13 protein-coding genes are annotated in these 17,318 nt (G+C 59.4%); 7 read left to right on the forward strand and 6 right to left on the reverse strand.

Annotated features, from left to right (window positions below; translation table 11 throughout):
• The 6 genes from uxuA to GHO41_RS00695 form a co-directional block, all read right to left on the reverse strand.
• Nucleotides 1-998 (reverse strand): mannonate dehydratase (uxuA, locus tag GHO41_RS00670; RefSeq protein WP_153432619.1); only part of this gene is annotated, 998 nt, incomplete at its 3' end.
• A 14-nt stretch (nt 999-1,012) separates the two neighbouring features.
• Nucleotides 1,013-2,473 (reverse strand): mannitol dehydrogenase family protein, encoded by a 1,461-nt coding sequence (locus GHO41_RS00675; protein WP_153432621.1) that lies wholly within the window; start codon nt 2,471-2,473, stop codon nt 1,013-1,015.
• Nucleotides 2,474-2,491: 18 nt separating this feature from the next.
• A complete protein-coding gene (locus GHO41_RS00680) occupies nt 2,492-3,784 on the reverse strand; it encodes an MFS transporter (RefSeq protein ID WP_048390173.1) in 1,293 nt (430 codons plus the stop codon).
• Between the two features lie 68 nt (nt 3,785-3,852).
• The gene (locus GHO41_RS00685) at nt 3,853-4,884 is read right to left on the reverse strand and encodes a Zn-dependent oxidoreductase (protein WP_153432623.1); all 1,032 of its coding nucleotides are present in this window, start codon (nt 4,882-4,884) and stop codon (nt 3,853-3,855) included.
• A 78-nt stretch (nt 4,885-4,962) separates the two neighbouring features.
• Nucleotides 4,963-6,174: a D-mannonate dehydratase ManD gene (gene manD, locus GHO41_RS00690; RefSeq protein WP_048367130.1), complete on the reverse strand. Its 1,212-nt coding sequence runs from the start codon at nt 6,172-6,174 to the stop codon at nt 4,963-4,965.
• A 4-nt stretch (nt 6,175-6,178) separates the two neighbouring features.
• Nucleotides 6,179-7,180: a sugar kinase gene (locus tag GHO41_RS00695; RefSeq protein ID WP_153432625.1), complete on the reverse strand. Its 1,002-nt coding sequence runs from the start codon at nt 7,178-7,180 to the stop codon at nt 6,179-6,181.
• A 201-nt stretch (nt 7,181-7,381) separates the two neighbouring features.
• On the opposite strand from GHO41_RS00695, the gene kdgR reads away from it, so the two are divergent.
• The 7 genes from kdgR to GHO41_RS00730 all read left to right on the forward strand — a co-directional run bounded on the left by kdgR (nt 7,382) and on the right by GHO41_RS00730 (nt 17,193).
• The gene (gene kdgR / locus GHO41_RS00700; RefSeq protein WP_048367132.1) at nt 7,382-8,161 is read left to right on the forward strand and encodes a DNA-binding transcriptional regulator KdgR; all 780 of its coding nucleotides are present in this window, start codon (nt 7,382-7,384) and stop codon (nt 8,159-8,161) included.
• Nucleotides 8,162-8,495: 334 nt separating this feature from the next.
• Nucleotides 8,496-10,592: an FAD-dependent oxidoreductase gene (locus GHO41_RS00705; protein WP_153432627.1), complete on the forward strand. Its 2,097-nt coding sequence runs from the start codon at nt 8,496-8,498 to the stop codon at nt 10,590-10,592.
• Nucleotides 10,593-10,802: 210 nt separating this feature from the next.
• Nucleotides 10,803-11,786: an amino acid ABC transporter substrate-binding protein gene (locus GHO41_RS00710; RefSeq protein WP_228392755.1), complete on the forward strand. Its 984-nt coding sequence runs from the start codon at nt 10,803-10,805 to the stop codon at nt 11,784-11,786.
• A gap of 70 nt (nt 11,787-11,856) precedes the next feature.
• Complete coding sequence (locus GHO41_RS00715; protein WP_153389561.1) at nt 11,857-13,038, forward strand: amino acid ABC transporter permease; 1,182 nt, start codon at nt 11,857-11,859, stop codon at nt 13,036-13,038.
• 10 nt (nt 13,039-13,048) lie between these two features.
• Nucleotides 13,049-14,146 (forward strand): amino acid ABC transporter permease, encoded by a 1,098-nt coding sequence (locus GHO41_RS00720; protein ID WP_153432629.1) that lies wholly within the window; start codon nt 13,049-13,051, stop codon nt 14,144-14,146.
• Nucleotides 14,147-14,156: 10 nt separating this feature from the next.
• The gene (locus GHO41_RS00725; RefSeq protein ID WP_153432631.1) at nt 14,157-14,921 is read left to right on the forward strand and encodes an amino acid ABC transporter ATP-binding protein; all 765 of its coding nucleotides are present in this window, start codon (nt 14,157-14,159) and stop codon (nt 14,919-14,921) included.
• Between the two features lie 334 nt (nt 14,922-15,255).
• On the forward strand, nt 15,256-17,193 hold the full coding sequence (locus GHO41_RS00730; RefSeq protein ID WP_371928788.1) for an autotransporter domain-containing protein: 1,938 nt from the start codon (nt 15,256-15,258) through the stop codon (nt 17,191-17,193).
• Nucleotides 17,194-17,318 lie beyond the last annotated feature (125 nt).

The following is a 17,318-nucleotide window of genomic DNA, read 5'->3' on the forward strand; positions in this document are numbered from 1 at the left end:
TCTTCAACCAGCGCGCCAATCACGCCAACCATGTCGACGTCGCCGCCCAAATGGTGGGCTTCGTGGAAGCTGCGCGGGTCAGCCTCGCGGCGGGTTGAGCGCAGGTGGGTGAAGTAAATGAACGGCGCAAATTGCTTGGCCATCGCCACCAGGTCGTTGTCTTCGCGCACACCATAAGAGCCGGTGCAGAAGGTCAACCCATTGGCCGGGCTTGGCGCCGCGTCGAGCAACCATTGCGCGTCCTGGGCCGTCGAGAGAATGCGCGGCAAGCCGAGCAGCGCCCGCGGTGGATCGTCCGGGTGGATGGCCATGCGCACGCCCACTTCTTCAGCCACCGGGATCACTGCCCGCAAGAAGTGCCCCAAATGCTCGCGCAGTTTGGCTTCATCGATGTCGTCATAGGTGCGCAGCAACGCTCGAAAACTGTCCAGCGTGTAGTGCTCTTCTGCCCCCGGCAGCCCGGCGATCAGGGTGTTGACCAAGGCCTCGCTGCGCGCCGGTGTCAGCGCGTCGAAGTAGGCTTTGGCCTGTTGAATATCGTCGGCGCTGTACTCGGCCTGCGCGTCCGGACGCTGAAGAATGAACAGGTCGAAAGCGGCAAAGGCGGTCTGATCAAAACGCAGCGCCCAACCGCCGTCTTCCAGTTCCCAGGCAAGGTCTGTGCGGGTCCAGTCCAATACCGGCATAAAGTTGTAGCAGACGATATCGATGCCGCAGGCCGCCAGGTTGCGCACGCTTTGCTGGTAGTTGGCGATGTATTCGTCACGGCGCCCGCAACCGCGCTTGATGTCTTCGTGCACCGGAATGCTCTCGACCACCGACCAGGTTAAACCGGCGTCTTCGATCATTTTTTTACGCGCTGCAATGGCTTCCACCGGCCACACTTGGCCGTTAGGAATTTCATGCAGGGCGGTGACAATGCCGGTCGCACCGGTCTGTCGCACATCGGCCAGTGAGATAGGGTCTTTGGGGCCGAACCAACGCCATGTCTGTTCCATGTGTGTCTCCCTTGTTATTCGTTGTGTGCTGCAAAAGTTTTTAAATGGTTAGGCATACCGGTGTGTTCCAGGGCGTTGTAAGCCCGCTGTACGGCCTCGCGAAAAGCGCCTCGCGAAGACAGCTCGACCGGGAAGACTTGCTCCAGATCGAGAAAAGCATCGACCCGCGCCGCGCCGTCAAAACGCCCGGCCAGATCGGCGAACGTGGCGCTCAACGGGTCGTCAACACTGTGCATCACGCCGCCCGCCACAGGCTGCGTGCAGTAGTGAATCCAGGCCGCGACGCCGAGGGCGATGCAGTCGATGGGCTGCCCTGCATCGAGCAACTGCCAGGCGCCTTGCAACCAGCGTTGCGGCAGTTTTTGCGAACCGTCCATGGCGATCTGCCGCAGGCGGTGTTGCAGGCTGTCGTTGGCAAAGCGTGCGCACAAATCGCGGGCATAACCCGACACATCAATGCCGATGGGCATGTCCAGAGTCGGCTCCGCTTCTTCATTCATGTAGCGGCGGATAAAGCGCAGCAGATCCGGGTCACTGATGGCCTCGAACACCGATTCATGCCCCGCCAGCAGCCCGATGTAAGCCATCAACGAATGGCTACCATTGAGCATGCGCAGCTTCATGGTTTCGAAAGGCCGTACATCGGCCACCATCTGTACGCCCTCGACCTCCCAGTCCGGGCGCCCCTGGGGGAAGTGGTCCTCGATCACCCACTGACTAAAGCGCTCACACACCACGGCCGCCGGGTCATGGCAATCGAGCTCTTGGGCCAGCCGGGTGAAGGCCTGGGCGTCCATGGCGGGCACGATGCGATCGACCATGCAACCCGGAAACGCCACCTGCTGTCCAATCCACTGCGCCAGCTCACGGTTGTGTGCAGCCGCCAGACCGCTCACGGCCTGGCGGGTGCGCTGGCCGTTGTCGGGCATGTTGTCGCAACACAACACGGTGAAGGCCGGGACGCCCGCCTCGTACCGTCGGCGCAGGGCTTCGAGCACAATCCCCGGCGCAGTGCGCGGCGTTTGCGGGTGTTCAAGGTCGTGAATGATCGCCGGGTCTTGCACCTGCAACTGGCCGCTGGCCGGGCTCAGGTAATAGCCTTTTTCGGTCACGGTGAGCGTGACGATCCGGGTGTTCGGGTCGGCCATGCGCTGCAACAGTTGTTCCAGTTCCTGCCCGCCATCCCCGACAAACAGCGCCTCACGCACCACCGTGATGTCGCGCAGGGTCACCTGTTCGCGGTCCTGGTACTCCGCCACCGCATAGCGGTTGCGCTGTTCGCGCAATTGCTCAACCAGCGCCCGGTTGGAGCGCAGGTTGGCACTGCACACGCCCCAGTCGCTGTGACCGTGGCGATTGAGATGACGCTGCACATACACCGCCTGATGAGCGCGGTGAAACGCTCCCAGGCCCAAATGCACAATCCCGACTTCGGCCTCGGCCGCGACCGAAGGCACACGCTGAACAACAGGCATCGCGACTCTCCTCGGGGCTCAGGGCTGCGACAGCGCTGGGCGCGGCACAACCGTGTCCGTTGGCGGCGCGGCAGCGTCGGTGACGGGTAGCGGGCGGACATAACGCGCCACACACACCGCACCGATAATGGTCAGCAGCCCCGCCAGCAAGAAGGCACTGGTGAACGAGCCAGTGAACTGCACCAGAAAGCCGGTCAGGGTCGGGCCGATGATGCCCGAGGTGTTGGCCAGAAAATGCATGAAGCCACTGACCCCGCCCACCCGTGCGGCGGGCACGGTGTCCTGGATGATCGCCCAGTAAATGGCGCCGGTGAGGTACAGAAAGAACACCGCCAACGCCACCAGCGCGACCGCCGGGTACAGGGTTTTGACGATACCGGCGAAACCGATGCACACCGCACAGGCCAGCAGGCACGTGACCAGCACCACTTTGCGCGAGAACATCATGCGCCCGGTCTTTTTGAACACGAAGTCGGAGATAAACCCGCCCAGCGCCAGCCCGAGGAAGCCCAGCACCCAGGGAATGACCGTGGCGATGCTCATCTCTTTAACGTTGAGGCCGTGGGCCATCGTCAGGTAGCTGGGGAACCAGGTCAGGAAGAAAAACAGCGTGTAGTTGTACGAGAAGAACGCCAGCGAGGTGAACAGCACCGTCGGTTGCTTGAGGTAGTAGCGCAGCGGATGCACCGGCAGCGCCGCCATGTCGCTCTGGCCTTCACCTTCGGCAATCTCTTGCGCAACCTTGCCGGTAGGTTTGTCCTTGACGAACTTGTACCAGACCGCAGCCCACACCAGGCCGATCAACATAATGATGATGAACGAGACCTTCCAGCCGTAGCTGATGGCAATAAAACCCACCACCGGCCCGGAAATCGCGCCCCCCAACGGGGTGCCCGACATGGAGGAACCCAACGCCCGCGCCCGTTGCTTGGGCGTGTACCAGTTGTTGACCATTTTGCTGGTGGTCACGCTCAGCGGGCCTTCGCCCATGCCGAACAGAATGCGGATAAACACCAGCGACATGAAGCCGACCGTGAGCACGGTCAAACCACTGAAAAGCGACCACAGCACCATCGCCAGCAGCAGCGTGGTTTTGGCGCCATAGCGGTCGGCCGCCCAGCCGCCGATAAAGTTGAAGGCGGCATAGCCGACAAAAAAACTACTGAAAATCATGCCCATTTCACCCGTGGTCAGACCGTAGTCTTTTTGGATGAATGGGGCAGCCACGGACAATGCCGAGCGATCCAGGTAGTTAATGACGCCTGCCAGGAACAGCATGATGATGATTAACGTACGACCTTGACCAAACATTGGAACCTCCCGCTTTTTATGTTTATTCGGTGAGGGTGCCCAGCAGCGGGCACATGGAGCTAAGGTGTTCAGGAATGAGCGGTGTTGAGCTGCACCAGCACTTTGCGAGTCTGCTCGGGGTGGTTTTCGATCAGGGCGATCGCCTCGGGCATGTCATCAAAGCCGACGCGGTGGCTGATCATTTCCTGAACCTGCAACTTGCCGCTGGCGATCAGTTCGATCACCCGTGGGAACTTGCGGTTGTTGAGGCGCGAACCCACCAGGGTGAGTTCTTTTTTGATCATTTCCAGCTGCACCAGGTCAGTGGGCGTGGCGTTGAAACCCAGCAGGCCAATCCGCCCCGCCGGCGAGGCCAGGCGCACCATTTGCGGCATCAATGCCGGGATGCAGGCGGCATCGACAATCAGCGGCACGCCCTGGCCCTCGGTCAGTTCACGCATGGTCGCTTCAACGTCGACGTCCTTGCCATTAAGGGTTCGGGTAGCGCCCAGCGAGCGCGCAGTTTCAAGGCGCTCATCAATGACGTCGGTCACGGTAATGTCGGTCAGCCCCAATGCGCGGGCCATTTGCACCAGGGTCAGGCCGATCACTCCAGCGCCGTAAATCAGCAGGCTGTCGCCGGGGTGCGGCTGCATGCGGTCCAGCACGTTGAGGGCAATGGAATAAGGTTCGACCAGGGCGGCGTGGCTGAGGGACATCGAATCCGGCAGGCGATGGACATTGCTCGCTGGCACGCTGACTTGCTCGCTGAAACCGCCGTCTCGGTGCACGCCGATCACTTGCAACTGGGTGCACACGTTGGGCCGATTGATGCGGCACGGGTAGCAAGTGCCGCAACTGATCACCGGATCGATGCACACGCGGTCACCGACCTTGATGTGCTCTACGCCTTCGCCCACTTCGCGCACCACGCCCGAAAACTCATGGCCGGTGACGCGGGGAAAGCGCACAAAGGCGTTCTGCCCGTGAATGATGTGCAGATCCGAACCGCAGATACCGGCGTAGGCCACATCGACCTTCACTTCATTACGGGCGACCTGCGGGACTTCAACCTGAGCCAGGCCGAATTCAAAAGGTGCTCTCACTTGAAACGCTTTCATCGGATAACTCCTGCCAAGGCATGACGCCCAATTTTTTATAGTTATTAAACAGTCGCGCAAAAAGCTTTAAACGGTGTGTTACCAGTGCCAGAGCGTGCCGTCTTCGAGGCGGTTGACCGGCAGGCTGGCGCGTTTGTAGGGGTATTGGGCGGCCAGTGTTTCGTCGATATCCACGCCATGGCCCGGGGTGTCGCCGGGGGTGAAATGGCCATCTTCAAAGCGGTAGGCGTGGGGGAACACGGCCTCGGTCAACGGGTCGTGGGGCATGTGTTCCTGGATGCCAAAGTTGGGCACCCACGTGTCGAAATGCAGCGCCGCGCCCATGGTGACCGGCGACAAATCAGTGGCGCCGTGGAACCCGGTGCGCACCTGGTACAGCGCGGCAAAATCAGCGATCCGCCGCACATGGCTGATGCCGCCTGCATGCACCAGCGTGGCGCGGATGTAGTCGATCAACTGCTCTTGAATCAGCTCGCGGCAGTCGTGAATCGAGTTAAACACCTCGCCCACCGCCAACGGTGTGGTGGTGTGCTGACGGATCAGGCGGAAGGCCTCCTGGTTCTCGGCCGGGGTGCAGTCCTCAAGCCAGAACAGGTTGAACGGCTCGACGGCCTTGCCCAGACGCCCGGCTTCAATGGGTGTCAACCGATGATGGACGTCATGCAGAATGTGCAGGTCATCGCCAAAACGCTCGCGCACGGCGGCGAACAGTTTGGGCACATGATTGAGGTATTTGGCGGTGTCCCACACATGCTCGGCGGGCAGGTCGCTGTCGGCCGGTTCATAGCGTTCGCCGCTGCGCTTGGCCACGCCATACGTGGTGGCAATACCCGGAATCCCGCACTGCACGCGCACGGCTTTGTAGCCCAGCTCAACATGGCGGGCGACCTCGGCCAGGCAGCCCTCGATGTCCTTGCCCGTGGCATGCCCATACACCATGACCCGCTCGCGGCTCTTGCCACCCAGCAACTGGTACAACGGCATGTTGGCGGCCTTGGCCTTGATGTCCCACAACGCCACGTCAACGGCGGCAATCGCGGTCATGGTCACCGGGCCACGGCGCCAGTAGGCCCCGCGATACAGGTACTGCCAGATGTCTTCGATACGCTGCGCATCGCGGCCGATCAAGGCAGGCAAAACGTGCTCTTCAAGGTATGCCACCACGGCCATTTCGCGGCCGTTCAAGGTCGCGTCGCCGATGCCATACAGGCCGGAGTCGGTGACAATTTTCAGGGTGATCAGGTTGCGCCCAGGGCAAGTGACAATCACCCGCGCTTCAACAATTTTCATACGCTCAAGCCTCAGCCACAGAAGACAATGCGGGCATGCTCAGTGTCGGCATGGCCGCGCGCGGGATCAGCGCCCCGGGGTGTTGCACCACTTGCGCGGCCAGCAGATGGCCCCAGCGCGCCGCCAGTGCGGGTTCGCCACCTTGCAAACGGCAAGCAAGGTACGCCGCGCTAAACGAGTCGCCCGCCGCGGTGGTGTCAACGATGTGCTGTACGTGTTCGGCGGGCACTTCAACGTGCCCCGCCGCGCACTGAATCAAACACGAGGCCGCGCCACGTTTAAGCGCGACTTCGCCCACGCCGAAGGCTTGATAGGCGCGAAACAGTTCTGTGTGATCGGCATAACCGAACAGCGCGGCGTCGTCTTCCCAGGTGATCAGGGCCAGGTCCGTCAGGCGCAACATGTCGCTGTACGCCTGGCGTGCAGCGTGTACGTCGGGCCATAAATGGGGGCGGTAATTGTTGTCGAAGACGATGCGCGTACCGGCCGCTCGGGCCAGGCTCAGGGCTTGCATCAAGCGTTCGCGGCCACCGGGCGTGAGGATCGCCAGGCTGATGCCGCTGACATACACATAGTCATAATCGGCCAACGCACTGAGCAGGGCATCGGCTTGCGGCCCGTCGAACACCCGGCGGGCGGCGGCTTCGCCACGCCAGTAGGCAAAACGGCGTTCGCCCTGGTCGTCGGTCTGAATAAAGTACAACCCCGGCAGCGCATCGGGGATCACCCGAACGTGCTGGTCACCCACGCCTTCATCGCGCCACATCTGGCGCATGGCAACGCTGAAAGCATCTGCACCGACAGCCGTTATGTAGTCGACACCCATCGCGCTGCCCTGGCTGACACGGGCCAGGTAGACCGCTGCATTCAGCGTGTCGCCGCCAAATGTCTGGCTGAACGTCGCCCCCGGCTCACCGCGCATCTCAATCATGCACTCGCCAATCAACGCCACCTTGAGGGGGCGGGATCGTTCGGCCTGTGGGCAATGCCCGAGCATTACTGTCATCACTGCGCGCCTTGTGTTTTGCGTCAACGCAGACCCGTAAGAGAGGGTCTTGTGCAGCGCTATTATTGTTTTCGAAACGGCGTTTCATTTTTTAGCTTGTGGCCGATTCTAATCTTAATTCCAGCACCGTCAAGCAAAATGGAACAGCGTTTCGATTCGCCAGGGTATATCCTTGTTTTTTTTAATTGTGTTGGAGCCTCCATGGACAACAGCACCACCCAAAACAATGAACTGGTGTCGGCCGTAGGGCGGACCATGGCTGTGCTTGAAACCCTGGCCGAACACCCTGAAGAAAGCGGCGTGTCAGAAATCGCGCAAAAGCTGGACATGTCAAAAAGCACGGTTTACCGCTTTTTGCAGTCGCTCAAAGCCCGTGGCTATGTGGTCCAGGATGCCGAAGACCGCTACCGCCTCAGCGTTCGCCTGTTCGAACTGGGCGCCCAGGCCCTGCCCCACCTGGACATCGTGCGCGAAGCCGAACCGGGCATGCGGCGCATCAATGAGCTGACCGGCGAGACCGTGCACTTGGGCATCCTCGACGAGGGCAGCATCGTTTACGTGCACAAGATCGACTCCAAGTACAACCTGCGCATGTACTCACGCATCGGCCGCCGCGCCCCGTTGTACTGCACCGGGATTGGCAAAGTGCTGATGGCCTGGCTGGAAGAAGACGAGTTGCTCGCGCACCTGCGCGAAGAAAGTTTTGAGCGTCGAACCGCCAATACCCTCACCAGCATTGATGAGTACCTGCACGAACTGGCGTTGGTGCGTGAGCAAGGCTATGGCGAAGACCATGAGGAATTCGAAGACAACATGCGCTGCCTGGCGGCGCCGATCAGGGACCGCTTTGGCCATGTGATCGGCGGCATGAGCGTGTCCTTTCCGTGCTTTCGCTTTCGCGAAGAACTGAAACAGGACTACGTCAAACAACTGATGGAAGCCTCGCAACAAATCTCCAGCCAATTGGGCTGGCGTCCATAGAGATCATGTGGGTGTCGCAGTCGACACCCACATCAAGTAATCCTGAAATTTAGGAAGCGTCCTACAGACCTTGATGCTAGTTACTGCTAGTTTTGCCGAGGTAATTAGATGACGCATTTTTAAATCACAGGGGACTTAATCATGATCACGTTCAAGATATTGTTATCGGCCCAACTTTCCTTGAACGCTAGTTATAGTCCACTCGACGTCCGTTGACGTTAATCCCTGTATTCAACACCCCTCATATAAACCCCATGCTTACTGTTGCAACGCCAACTTTATTAAGTGCCTCTGCGTGAGGCATTAACAGGACAGAAGTGTTGGAGATAACGCCATGAGGCTCTCTTGCGTTCCGCCAGTTGCTGCATCACTGATTGCCACTACCGAAAACATATTACATATCGCACCAGTGTCCAGTGGCTGGAAAGCCGATGCGCCCAGTAATGTCATTTTTCTGCCCCCGACATTAACCAAACAAACACTGCTGATACAGATCGCACTGCTGCGCCCGTCAACCCTCGTTGTCGGGGATCAAAGCATTGATGCCGAGGTCATTGACCTGTGGCGAACGTGCCACCCATTCGGCGATCTTGTGCTGATTCGCAGAGGCTCGAGCCTGGATAAAGTGCGACTGGACCTGTGTGCGCCCAACCATGTCCGGGTGATCAATACGCCGGGGGTCAACGCGCCGCATGTAGCGGCCTATATCGCCCACTGGCTGACACTGGCCGATGGCGGCACAGCACAGGCTGTTTGCGTGCTCGGCTACGGCAATGTCGGCAAAGCCCTGGTTAACCTGTTGCTTGAGCAAAACCCGGACATCCGGATCACGGTGTTAGTGCGCCCAGGCCAAACGCCAACACCGGTCAACCGGGTCTCATTTGTCGCTGACTGGCTTGAAGCACTGCAAGGGGCGAACGCCGTCGCGATCTGTTTGTCGCTGAATGAGGACTCCACACAGCGCATTGACCGCGCCCTCATTGAGAGCCTGAACCCCCAGGCCCGCGTGGTCTGTGTCGCCAAACCGGAGGTGTTCAGCGATGCGGCGTTGCAGGCTCTGGCAAAGGCTCAAGGCATCCAGTTGATCGTCGACTACGGGCCCGCAACACTGGATGCCTTTCGTCTGCGCACCCTGGCGCTCGGTTGTAGCACCTCAACGTGGTGCCAGCCGGCGACGCTGACGACGCAGGCGGCAACCACCGAAGCCTGCCATCGCGACCTTGACTATGCCGTCTGCGTGCAACTGAGCCTCACCGCCTTGCGCGGCCTTGTCAGGCGCCAATGTGCCCGCTCACTGATGATCCCGACCAAGCCGGTACAGGCCGGTGCGCCCAGCGTGTCGATTATTGGCAGAGGCATCAATGGCCTGCTCCAGGCGGTGATGTGCCGCCTGGCGAATTATCAGGTCACGGTCTACGGCGGGGATCAGGAGAGCGATGGCGCCAGTCACAAGAACGTCAATATGCGCCATCTGTCTGCAACAGAGACGGCGGCAAAGCCGCTGCATAACGACTACCTGCTCCCCGCCAATCAACACTTGGCCATTGCGTGCAATCGCGCAGGCATCGAGCTGTTTGAAAAGCTCCTGGCCGACAACCCGTCACTGCGCCCCTTCGCCAAGGCGGGGATTGTGCGGGCCTATCGGGAGGGCGACGAAGGCGTAGACGCTGCGATTGGCGAGCAACGCGCAATTGAACACTCCCCCTGGCCGAGTGGCAGGCCGGGCGGTGACCTTGTGGAGATCAGCCAGCAGCAATTTGAGGCCAGATATGCAATCCCCGGGATCAGTCGCGCCATTGAGGTATCGGGCTACGACCTGGCGTTTGTCGAGGTGATGGCCGAGTTGGTGACGCTTTTACAGCGCGCCGGGGTTCAGTTCCGGCCCCAGCGTCTGAGTCGGGGGCAAATTACCGAACTGAGCAGAGAGCACTTCGTCATCACCGCCATGGGCGTTGAGCAACCAGACGTCTTACCGATCACTGGCTGGTTTTTCAAATTGATCGCTATCGGCAACGAAGGCGCCGATCTGCGCGGGGTCAAGTTGCACTACGCGTTGCCAATCGGCGTCATGAATTGCCGCCTGGACGCAGACCACATTCTTGTCTCCGGCGGCCAGGTACCACCCGATGCAAGCCCGGCGGATAAACAACAGATACTCGCCGCCTGCCTGGCCGCTGTTGCCCGGCACTTCCCAAACGCCTATGCCAAGGCGATCGAAAGTGACAACTTACAGATCATTGAATGCACACGGCCCGGTACTCAAGATGGCCTGTCGATTGTGCATTGGTGTGCATTTAATCGTGTTGCCGCCGGGGCAACTTATGCCGGAGGCACAACACAAGGTTTAGTGTGGGCCTCTTTGGTTCAAGAACTTATTCAAGCAAGGGCACTGACGCTCTCTGGCGTACCTGTGAATAAAAAACACTATTAAAGGCTGTTTATAAAAAACGCTCTTGGCTAGCCCATTTAAACCTTCATTGACTTAGTGCCGCACATTTAATGAGGCTGGCACTTACTTCGCTCAACACTTATTTGAACGCGAAGACACTCAAGCATCCGATAACAACAATGAAACATCACTTGAGGCATTGGAATGAATAGATTGAAACTTGCTGGGCTCACACTCGCCGCCACGTCCCTGATGGGTCTTGCCAGTGGCGCCTCGGCGGGCGCCACACTGGACGCCATTCAGAAGAAAGGGTTTATCCAATGCGGTGTCTCCGATGGTTTACCGGGCTTCTCGGTACCGGATGCCCACGGCAAGATCCTGGGGATCGACGCTGACGTCTGCCGCGCGGTGGCTGCCGCCGTGTTTGGTGACGCCAGCAAGGTTAAATTCAGCCAGTTGAATGCCAAGGAGCGTTTCACTGCCCTGCAATCGGGCGAAATCGACATCTTGTCGCGCAACACCACCATGACCAGCTCCCGCGATGCAGGAATGGGCATGAAATTCCCCGGGTTTATCGCCTACTACGACGGCGTTGGTTTTTTGGTCAACAAAAAGCTCGGTGTAAAAAGTGCCAAGGAGCTGGACGGAGCAACCCTGTGCATCCTCGCCGGGACCACCACCGAGTTGAACGTGTCCGACTACTTTCGCGCCAATAAGCTGAAGTACAGCCCGATCACCTTCGACACCTCCGATGAAAGCGCCAAGTCGCTGGAGTCCGGCCGCTGTGACGTACTGAGTTCCGACAAGTCCCAACTCTACGCACAGCGCAGCAAACTGGCCCACCCTGAGGATTACGTTGTCCTGCCAGAAACCATTTCCAAAGAACCGCTGGGCCCTATCGTGCGCAACGGTGACGACGACTGGCTGGCCATCGTGCGCTGGGTGGGCTACGCCATGCTCAACGCTGAAGAAGCGGGCATTACGTCGAAGAACGTGGAAGCTCAAGCCAAAACCAGCAAGAACCCCGACGTGGCCCGCCTGCTGGGTGCCGACGGCGAATACGGCAAAGACCTGAAGCTGCGCAAGGACTGGGTGGTGCAAATCGTCAAACAAGTCGGCAACTACGGCGAAGTCTTTGAGCGAAACCTGGGCAAAGGCAGCCCTCTGCAAATCGACCGCGGGCTGAACGCACTGTGGAACAACGGCGGCATTCAATACGCACCGCCTGTGCGCTGATCGTTGAATGCGTTGTCGCCCGGCGGTTGATCGCCGGGCGATGTTCTGTTGGTTTTTTCCGGGGCATTACATGCAAAACCTAATCGACGCACCCAAGCAGAAGCTGCGCTTCAGCGATCCCAAAGTGCGTGAGTGGCTGTTTCAGATCATTACGATTGTGGCGGTCGTTTCACTGGGCTGGTACCTGTTCAATAACACCCAGACCAACCTGCAACACCGAGGGATCACCTCGGGTTTCGAGTTTCTTGAGCGCAGTGCCGGTTTCGGTATCGCGCAGCATTTAATCGATTACAAAGAATCGGACAGCTACGCCAGAGTCTTTGTCATCGGCTTGCTCAACACCCTGCTGGTGACGGTAATTGGCGTGGTTCTGGCCACCCTCCTCGGTTTCATCATCGGCGTGGCGCGTTTGTCCCCCAACTGGATGATCAACAAGCTGGCGACGGTGTATGTGGAAGTGTTCCGTAACATTCCGCCGCTGCTGCAAATCCTGTTCTGGTACTTCGCGGTGTTCCTGAGCATGCCGGGGCCGCGCAATAGCCATCACTTCAATGACACCTTCTTTGTCAGCAGCCGGGGTCTGAACATGCCCGCGGCGCTGGCCGCTGACGGCTTTTGGCCCTTTGCATGCAGCGTGCTGCTTGCCCTCATTGCTGTCGGCTTGATGGTGCGCCGGGCCAACCAACACTTTGAAGCCACCGGCCAACCGTTTCATAAGTTCTGGGCCGGGCTGGGCTTGCTGCTGGTAATTCCCGGGGCATGCGCGCTGATTTTTGGCGCGCCGCTGCAGTGGGAAATGCCCGAGCTCAAGGGTTTTAACTTTGTCGGTGGCTGGGTGCTGATACCAGAACTGCTGGCGCTTACCCTGGCCCTGACGGTGTACACCGCAGCGTTTATCGCCGAGATCGTGCGCTCAGGCATCACCTCCGTCAGCCATGGCCAGACCGAAGCCGCACGCTCCCTGGGCCTGCGCCCGGGGCCGACGCTGCGCAAGGTCATCATCCCGCAAGCCCTGCGGGTGATCATTCCGCCGCTGACCAGCCAATACCTCAACCTGGCAAAAAACTCGTCATTGGCGGCCGGGATCGGCTACCCGGAAATGGTCTCGTTATTTGCCGGAACGGTGCTCAACCAGACCGGTCAGGCCATTGAAGTCATTGCGATCACCATGAGCGTGTACCTGGCAATCAGCATCAGCATTTCTTTGCTGATGAACGTTTACAACAAGCGCATTGCGCTGATCGAACGCTAAGGAGACGGCCATGACGACTCATCATTTCAAGCCCGACCTGCCGCCCCCGAACAAAGTGTTCGGCCCCATCGCATGGATGCGCACCCACTTGTTCAGCGGTGCTTTCAACACCCTGCTGACGTTGCTGGCGTTCTACCTGCTGTACCTGACAGTGCCGCCGCTGGTGCAGTGGGCCATCCTTGACGCGAACTGGACAGGCAGCACCCGCGCCGACTGCACCGGGTCAGGCGCGTGCTGGGTGTTCATTCAGCAGCGCTTCGGGCAGTTCATGTATGGCTACTACCCCGCTGACCTGCGCTGGCGCGTTGACCTGACCGTGTGGCTGGCCGTCATCGGCGCGGCGCCGTTGTTTATCTCTCGCTTCACGCACAAGGCCATTTACGGGCTGGGCTTTCTGGTGGTTTACCCGGTTTTGGCCTTCACCCTGCTGCATGGCGGCTATTGGGGCCTGACCAGCGTGACGACCAGCCAATGGGGCGGCCTGATGCTGACACTGGTGATCGCCACCGTAGGCATTGCAGGCGCGTTGCCCTTAGGCATCGTGCTCGCGTTGGGGCGCCGTTCGAACATGCCGGCGATTCGCGTGGTGTGCGTGACCTTCATCGAGTTCTGGCGCGGCGTGCCATTGATCACGGTGCTGTTTATGTCGTCAGTGATGCTGCCGCTGTTCCTGCCCGAAGGCATGAACTTCGACAAGCTGCTAAGGGCGTTGATCGGCGTGATTCTGTTCCAGTCAGCCTACGTGGCTGAAGTGGTGCGCGGCGGTCTGCAAGCCATCCCCAAAGGCCAGTACGAAGCAGCCGCAGCGATGGGCCTGGGTTACTGGCGCAGCATGGGCCTGGTGATTTTGCCGCAAGCCTTGAAGCTGGTGATTCCGGGCATCGTGAACACCTTTATTGCGCTGTTCAAGGACACCAGCCTGGTCATCATCATCGGTCTGTTTGACCTGCTCAACAGCGTCAAACAAGCCGCCGCCGACCCTAAATGGTTGGGCATGGCCACTGAAGGCTATGTGTTTGCCGCCCTGGTGTTCTGGATGTTCTGTTTTGCCATGTCGCGCTACTCCATGCATTTGGAACGCAAGCTCGACACCGGTCATAAACGTTAGGAGTTCTGCAATGAATCAAGCAAACAAACACCCTGTCAGCCCTGCCGGGATTATCCAGATGCAGGACGTCAACAAGTGGTACGCCCAGTTTCACGTGTTGAAAGACATCAACCTGAACGTCAACCAAGGCGAGCGAATCGTGCTGTGCGGCCCGTCGGGCTCGGGCAAATCTACTACCATCCGCTGCCTTAATCGCCTTGAAGAGCACCAGCAAGGGCGCATCGTGGTCGATGGCGTGGAGTTGACCAACGATCTCAAACAGATCGAGGCCATTCGCCGTGAAGTGGGCATGGTGTTCCAGCACTTCAACCTCTTCCCGCACCTGACCATTTTGCAAAACTGCACGCTGGCGCCGATGTGGGTACGCAAGATGCCCAAGCGCCAAGCCGAAGAAATCGCCATGCATTATCTGGAGCGCGTGCGTATTCCGGAGCAGGCCCACAAGTACCCCGGCCAGTTGTCCGGCGGTCAACAACAGCGCGTGGCCATCGCCCGCGCCTTGTGCATGAAGCCGACCATCATGCTGTTCGATGAGCCGACGTCAGCACTGGACCCGGAAATGGTCAAAGAGGTTCTGGACACCATGATCGGCCTGGCCGAAGACGGCATGACCATGCTCTGTGTGACCCATGAAATGGGCTTTGCCCGCACCGTGGCCGACCGGGTGATCTTCATGGACAAAGGTGAAATCGTCGAGCAGGCAGCGCCTGATGCCTTCTTCGATAACCCGCAAAATGAACGAACCCGGCTGTTTTTGAGCCAGATACTGCATTGATGCCATAGGCTGCATCCTGCTGTAGGAGCGAGCTTGTCTCGCGATCTTTTAAAGATCAAAAGATCGCGAGACAAGCTCGCTCCTACAGACGTTTATGAGCTGAACAGTCGATAGCACAGTGCTACTTTTCGCATCACTGCCGCATAATCCTGCCCGATTTTGAGTCACGCCCTGATCGGGATGATCGTGTTCGGGCGCAAAAAAGTGCGCCCGTTTATATAGGAGCGACAAAGGATTAATACAGTGCGTCAATCTGCCGTACACGCCCAATAGAGGGCGCACATCCTGCAACAGGATAAATCGCTAAACCTCTAATAACTCCAAGGAAGACGTTGTGATCAAACCCCTCGCACTCGCTGTCAGCGTTGCCGGCGCCCTGCTGTCAACCCAAGGCCATGCCTATAACTACGGCGAACATGCTGCAACTACCCTCGATAAGCTGATTAACGACTACCCCGGCCGCTACCGGGGCACGGCCAACTTTGCCGGTGCCGCCGACTGGATGCAAAGCCAGATGGGCGATGCTTACAGCATCAGCCGCCAGGATTTTTCCTGGGGGGCCGGTAACAGCCGCAGCTCGCAAAACGTGGTGGCCTACGCGGCGGGTAGCAAGCCGCAATACGTGGTGGTCGGTGCGCATTTCGACACGTACTTTGGCCGCCCGACCCTGCAAGGTCTGGATGACAACGGTTCTGGCGCCAGCGTGCTCACCGAAATCGCTCGTAACCTCAACGGCGTACCGCTCGAATACGGCCTGCAAGTGATTGGTTTTGGTGCGGAAGAAGAAGGCCTGCAAGGCTCCAAAGCCTTCGTCAACAGCTTGAGCGCCAGCCAGCGCGAGAACATGCTGGCCATGATCAACCTCGACAGCCTGATTACCGGCGACATGATGTACGCCCACTCGGGTAAAAACAGCGTCAGCAATCCGGGCCTGGCCTCATTGCGTGAGCACGCGTTCAAGCTCGCCAAAGAGCTCAACATCAACCTGTTCAGCAACCCTGGCCTCGATGCCGCCTACCCGGCTGGCACCGGTTGCTGCAGTGATGGCGAATCGTTTGAAAAGCTGAATATCCCGGTGCTCTACGTCGAAGCCACCAACTGGGAACTGGGGGATCAGGATGGCTACACCCAGACCGATAACCCGGCCATTCCTGGCGGTTCGACCTGGCATGACCCGAAGAAAGATAACGAAGCCGTGCTCACCAACGCCTTCGGCCAGGAACGCATCGACCAGCGCCTGCGCGACTATTCGCGACTGCTCAGCCGACTGGTGCTGGAGTTGACCAACGCTGACTTGATGGCTTCCACCGCTTCGGGCGGCGCGGTCGCACGCGCTCAGCAAGACAACCTGCAACGCCAGCATCAGGCCCAGGTCAATCTGCTGGATCGCCGCTGGTTGACGTTGCAAGCGGCCAGCCGCGACGTCGGCAGTTTTGATGGCGAAATCGGTATCGATGGCGAATATAGCGCAGACAGCGGCCCGTTCAACGAAGGTCGCCGTCTTGGCTTGCATGCGCTGGGCGACTACCAACTGACTTCCAGCCTGAGCGTAGGCGCCAGCCTGAGCTACCTGAACGGGCGAGACAAACTGGAACGCGGCGGCAAACTCGACAGCGAAAGCTGGCAGGCAGCGGTCTACGCCTTGCTCAACGATGGCGGCCCACTCTGGCTGGCCGGAGACTTGAGCGCTGGCACTACCCAGTTCGACAGCAAACGTAATCTGGTGATTCAGGCCAACGGCGGCCCTGTGCTGCTGAGCCAGAAACTGACCGGCAAGACGGACGCACTCAGCCTGGGTGCCCGCGTGATCGGCGGCTATGACTTTGATTTCGGCGCGCTCAAAAGCGGCCCGTTCGCAGGCCTGGATTACAACCACTACCGCATCGACTCGTTCCATGAGAAACAAGACCTGCGCACCGCCCTGAGCTACGAAGAGCAGAGTTTCGACTCTGTGCAAGCCAGCCTCGGTTGGCGTGCCCGCGGCACGTTCGACCTGCCAGCCGGTATGAGTCTGCAACCTTACGGCGACATCGCCTGGGTCAAGGAAATGGGTGACGGGCGTCTGGATGACATCCTCCTCACCAGCCGCGCCGACGGCCAGGCACGCGGCGCGCACCTGGGCAGCGTCGACAAGAGCTATGGCCGTGCCCAGCTCGGCAGCCAACTCGCCATCACCCCGCAACTGGGGCTGTATGCCGAGATCAATGGCCGCCTGGGCAACGATGAAGGCAGCCAGACCGGCTACTCCATCGGCGCTCAATGGTTGTTCTGATCCATTGCGATTAACCGGAGGCGCTCAGGCGCCTCCGGCTTGCAGGCCCGCGTTCGACCTCAAACGACGATGGCGCCACGCCCCAACAAATACGAATAGATCTCATGTGCATGAAGCATCCTGAC

Origin of the sequence: Pseudomonas sp. FSL R10-0399 (assembly GCF_009600165.1) — a bacterium.
Classification (GTDB): domain Bacteria; phylum Pseudomonadota; class Gammaproteobacteria; order Pseudomonadales; family Pseudomonadaceae; genus Aquipseudomonas; species Aquipseudomonas helleri.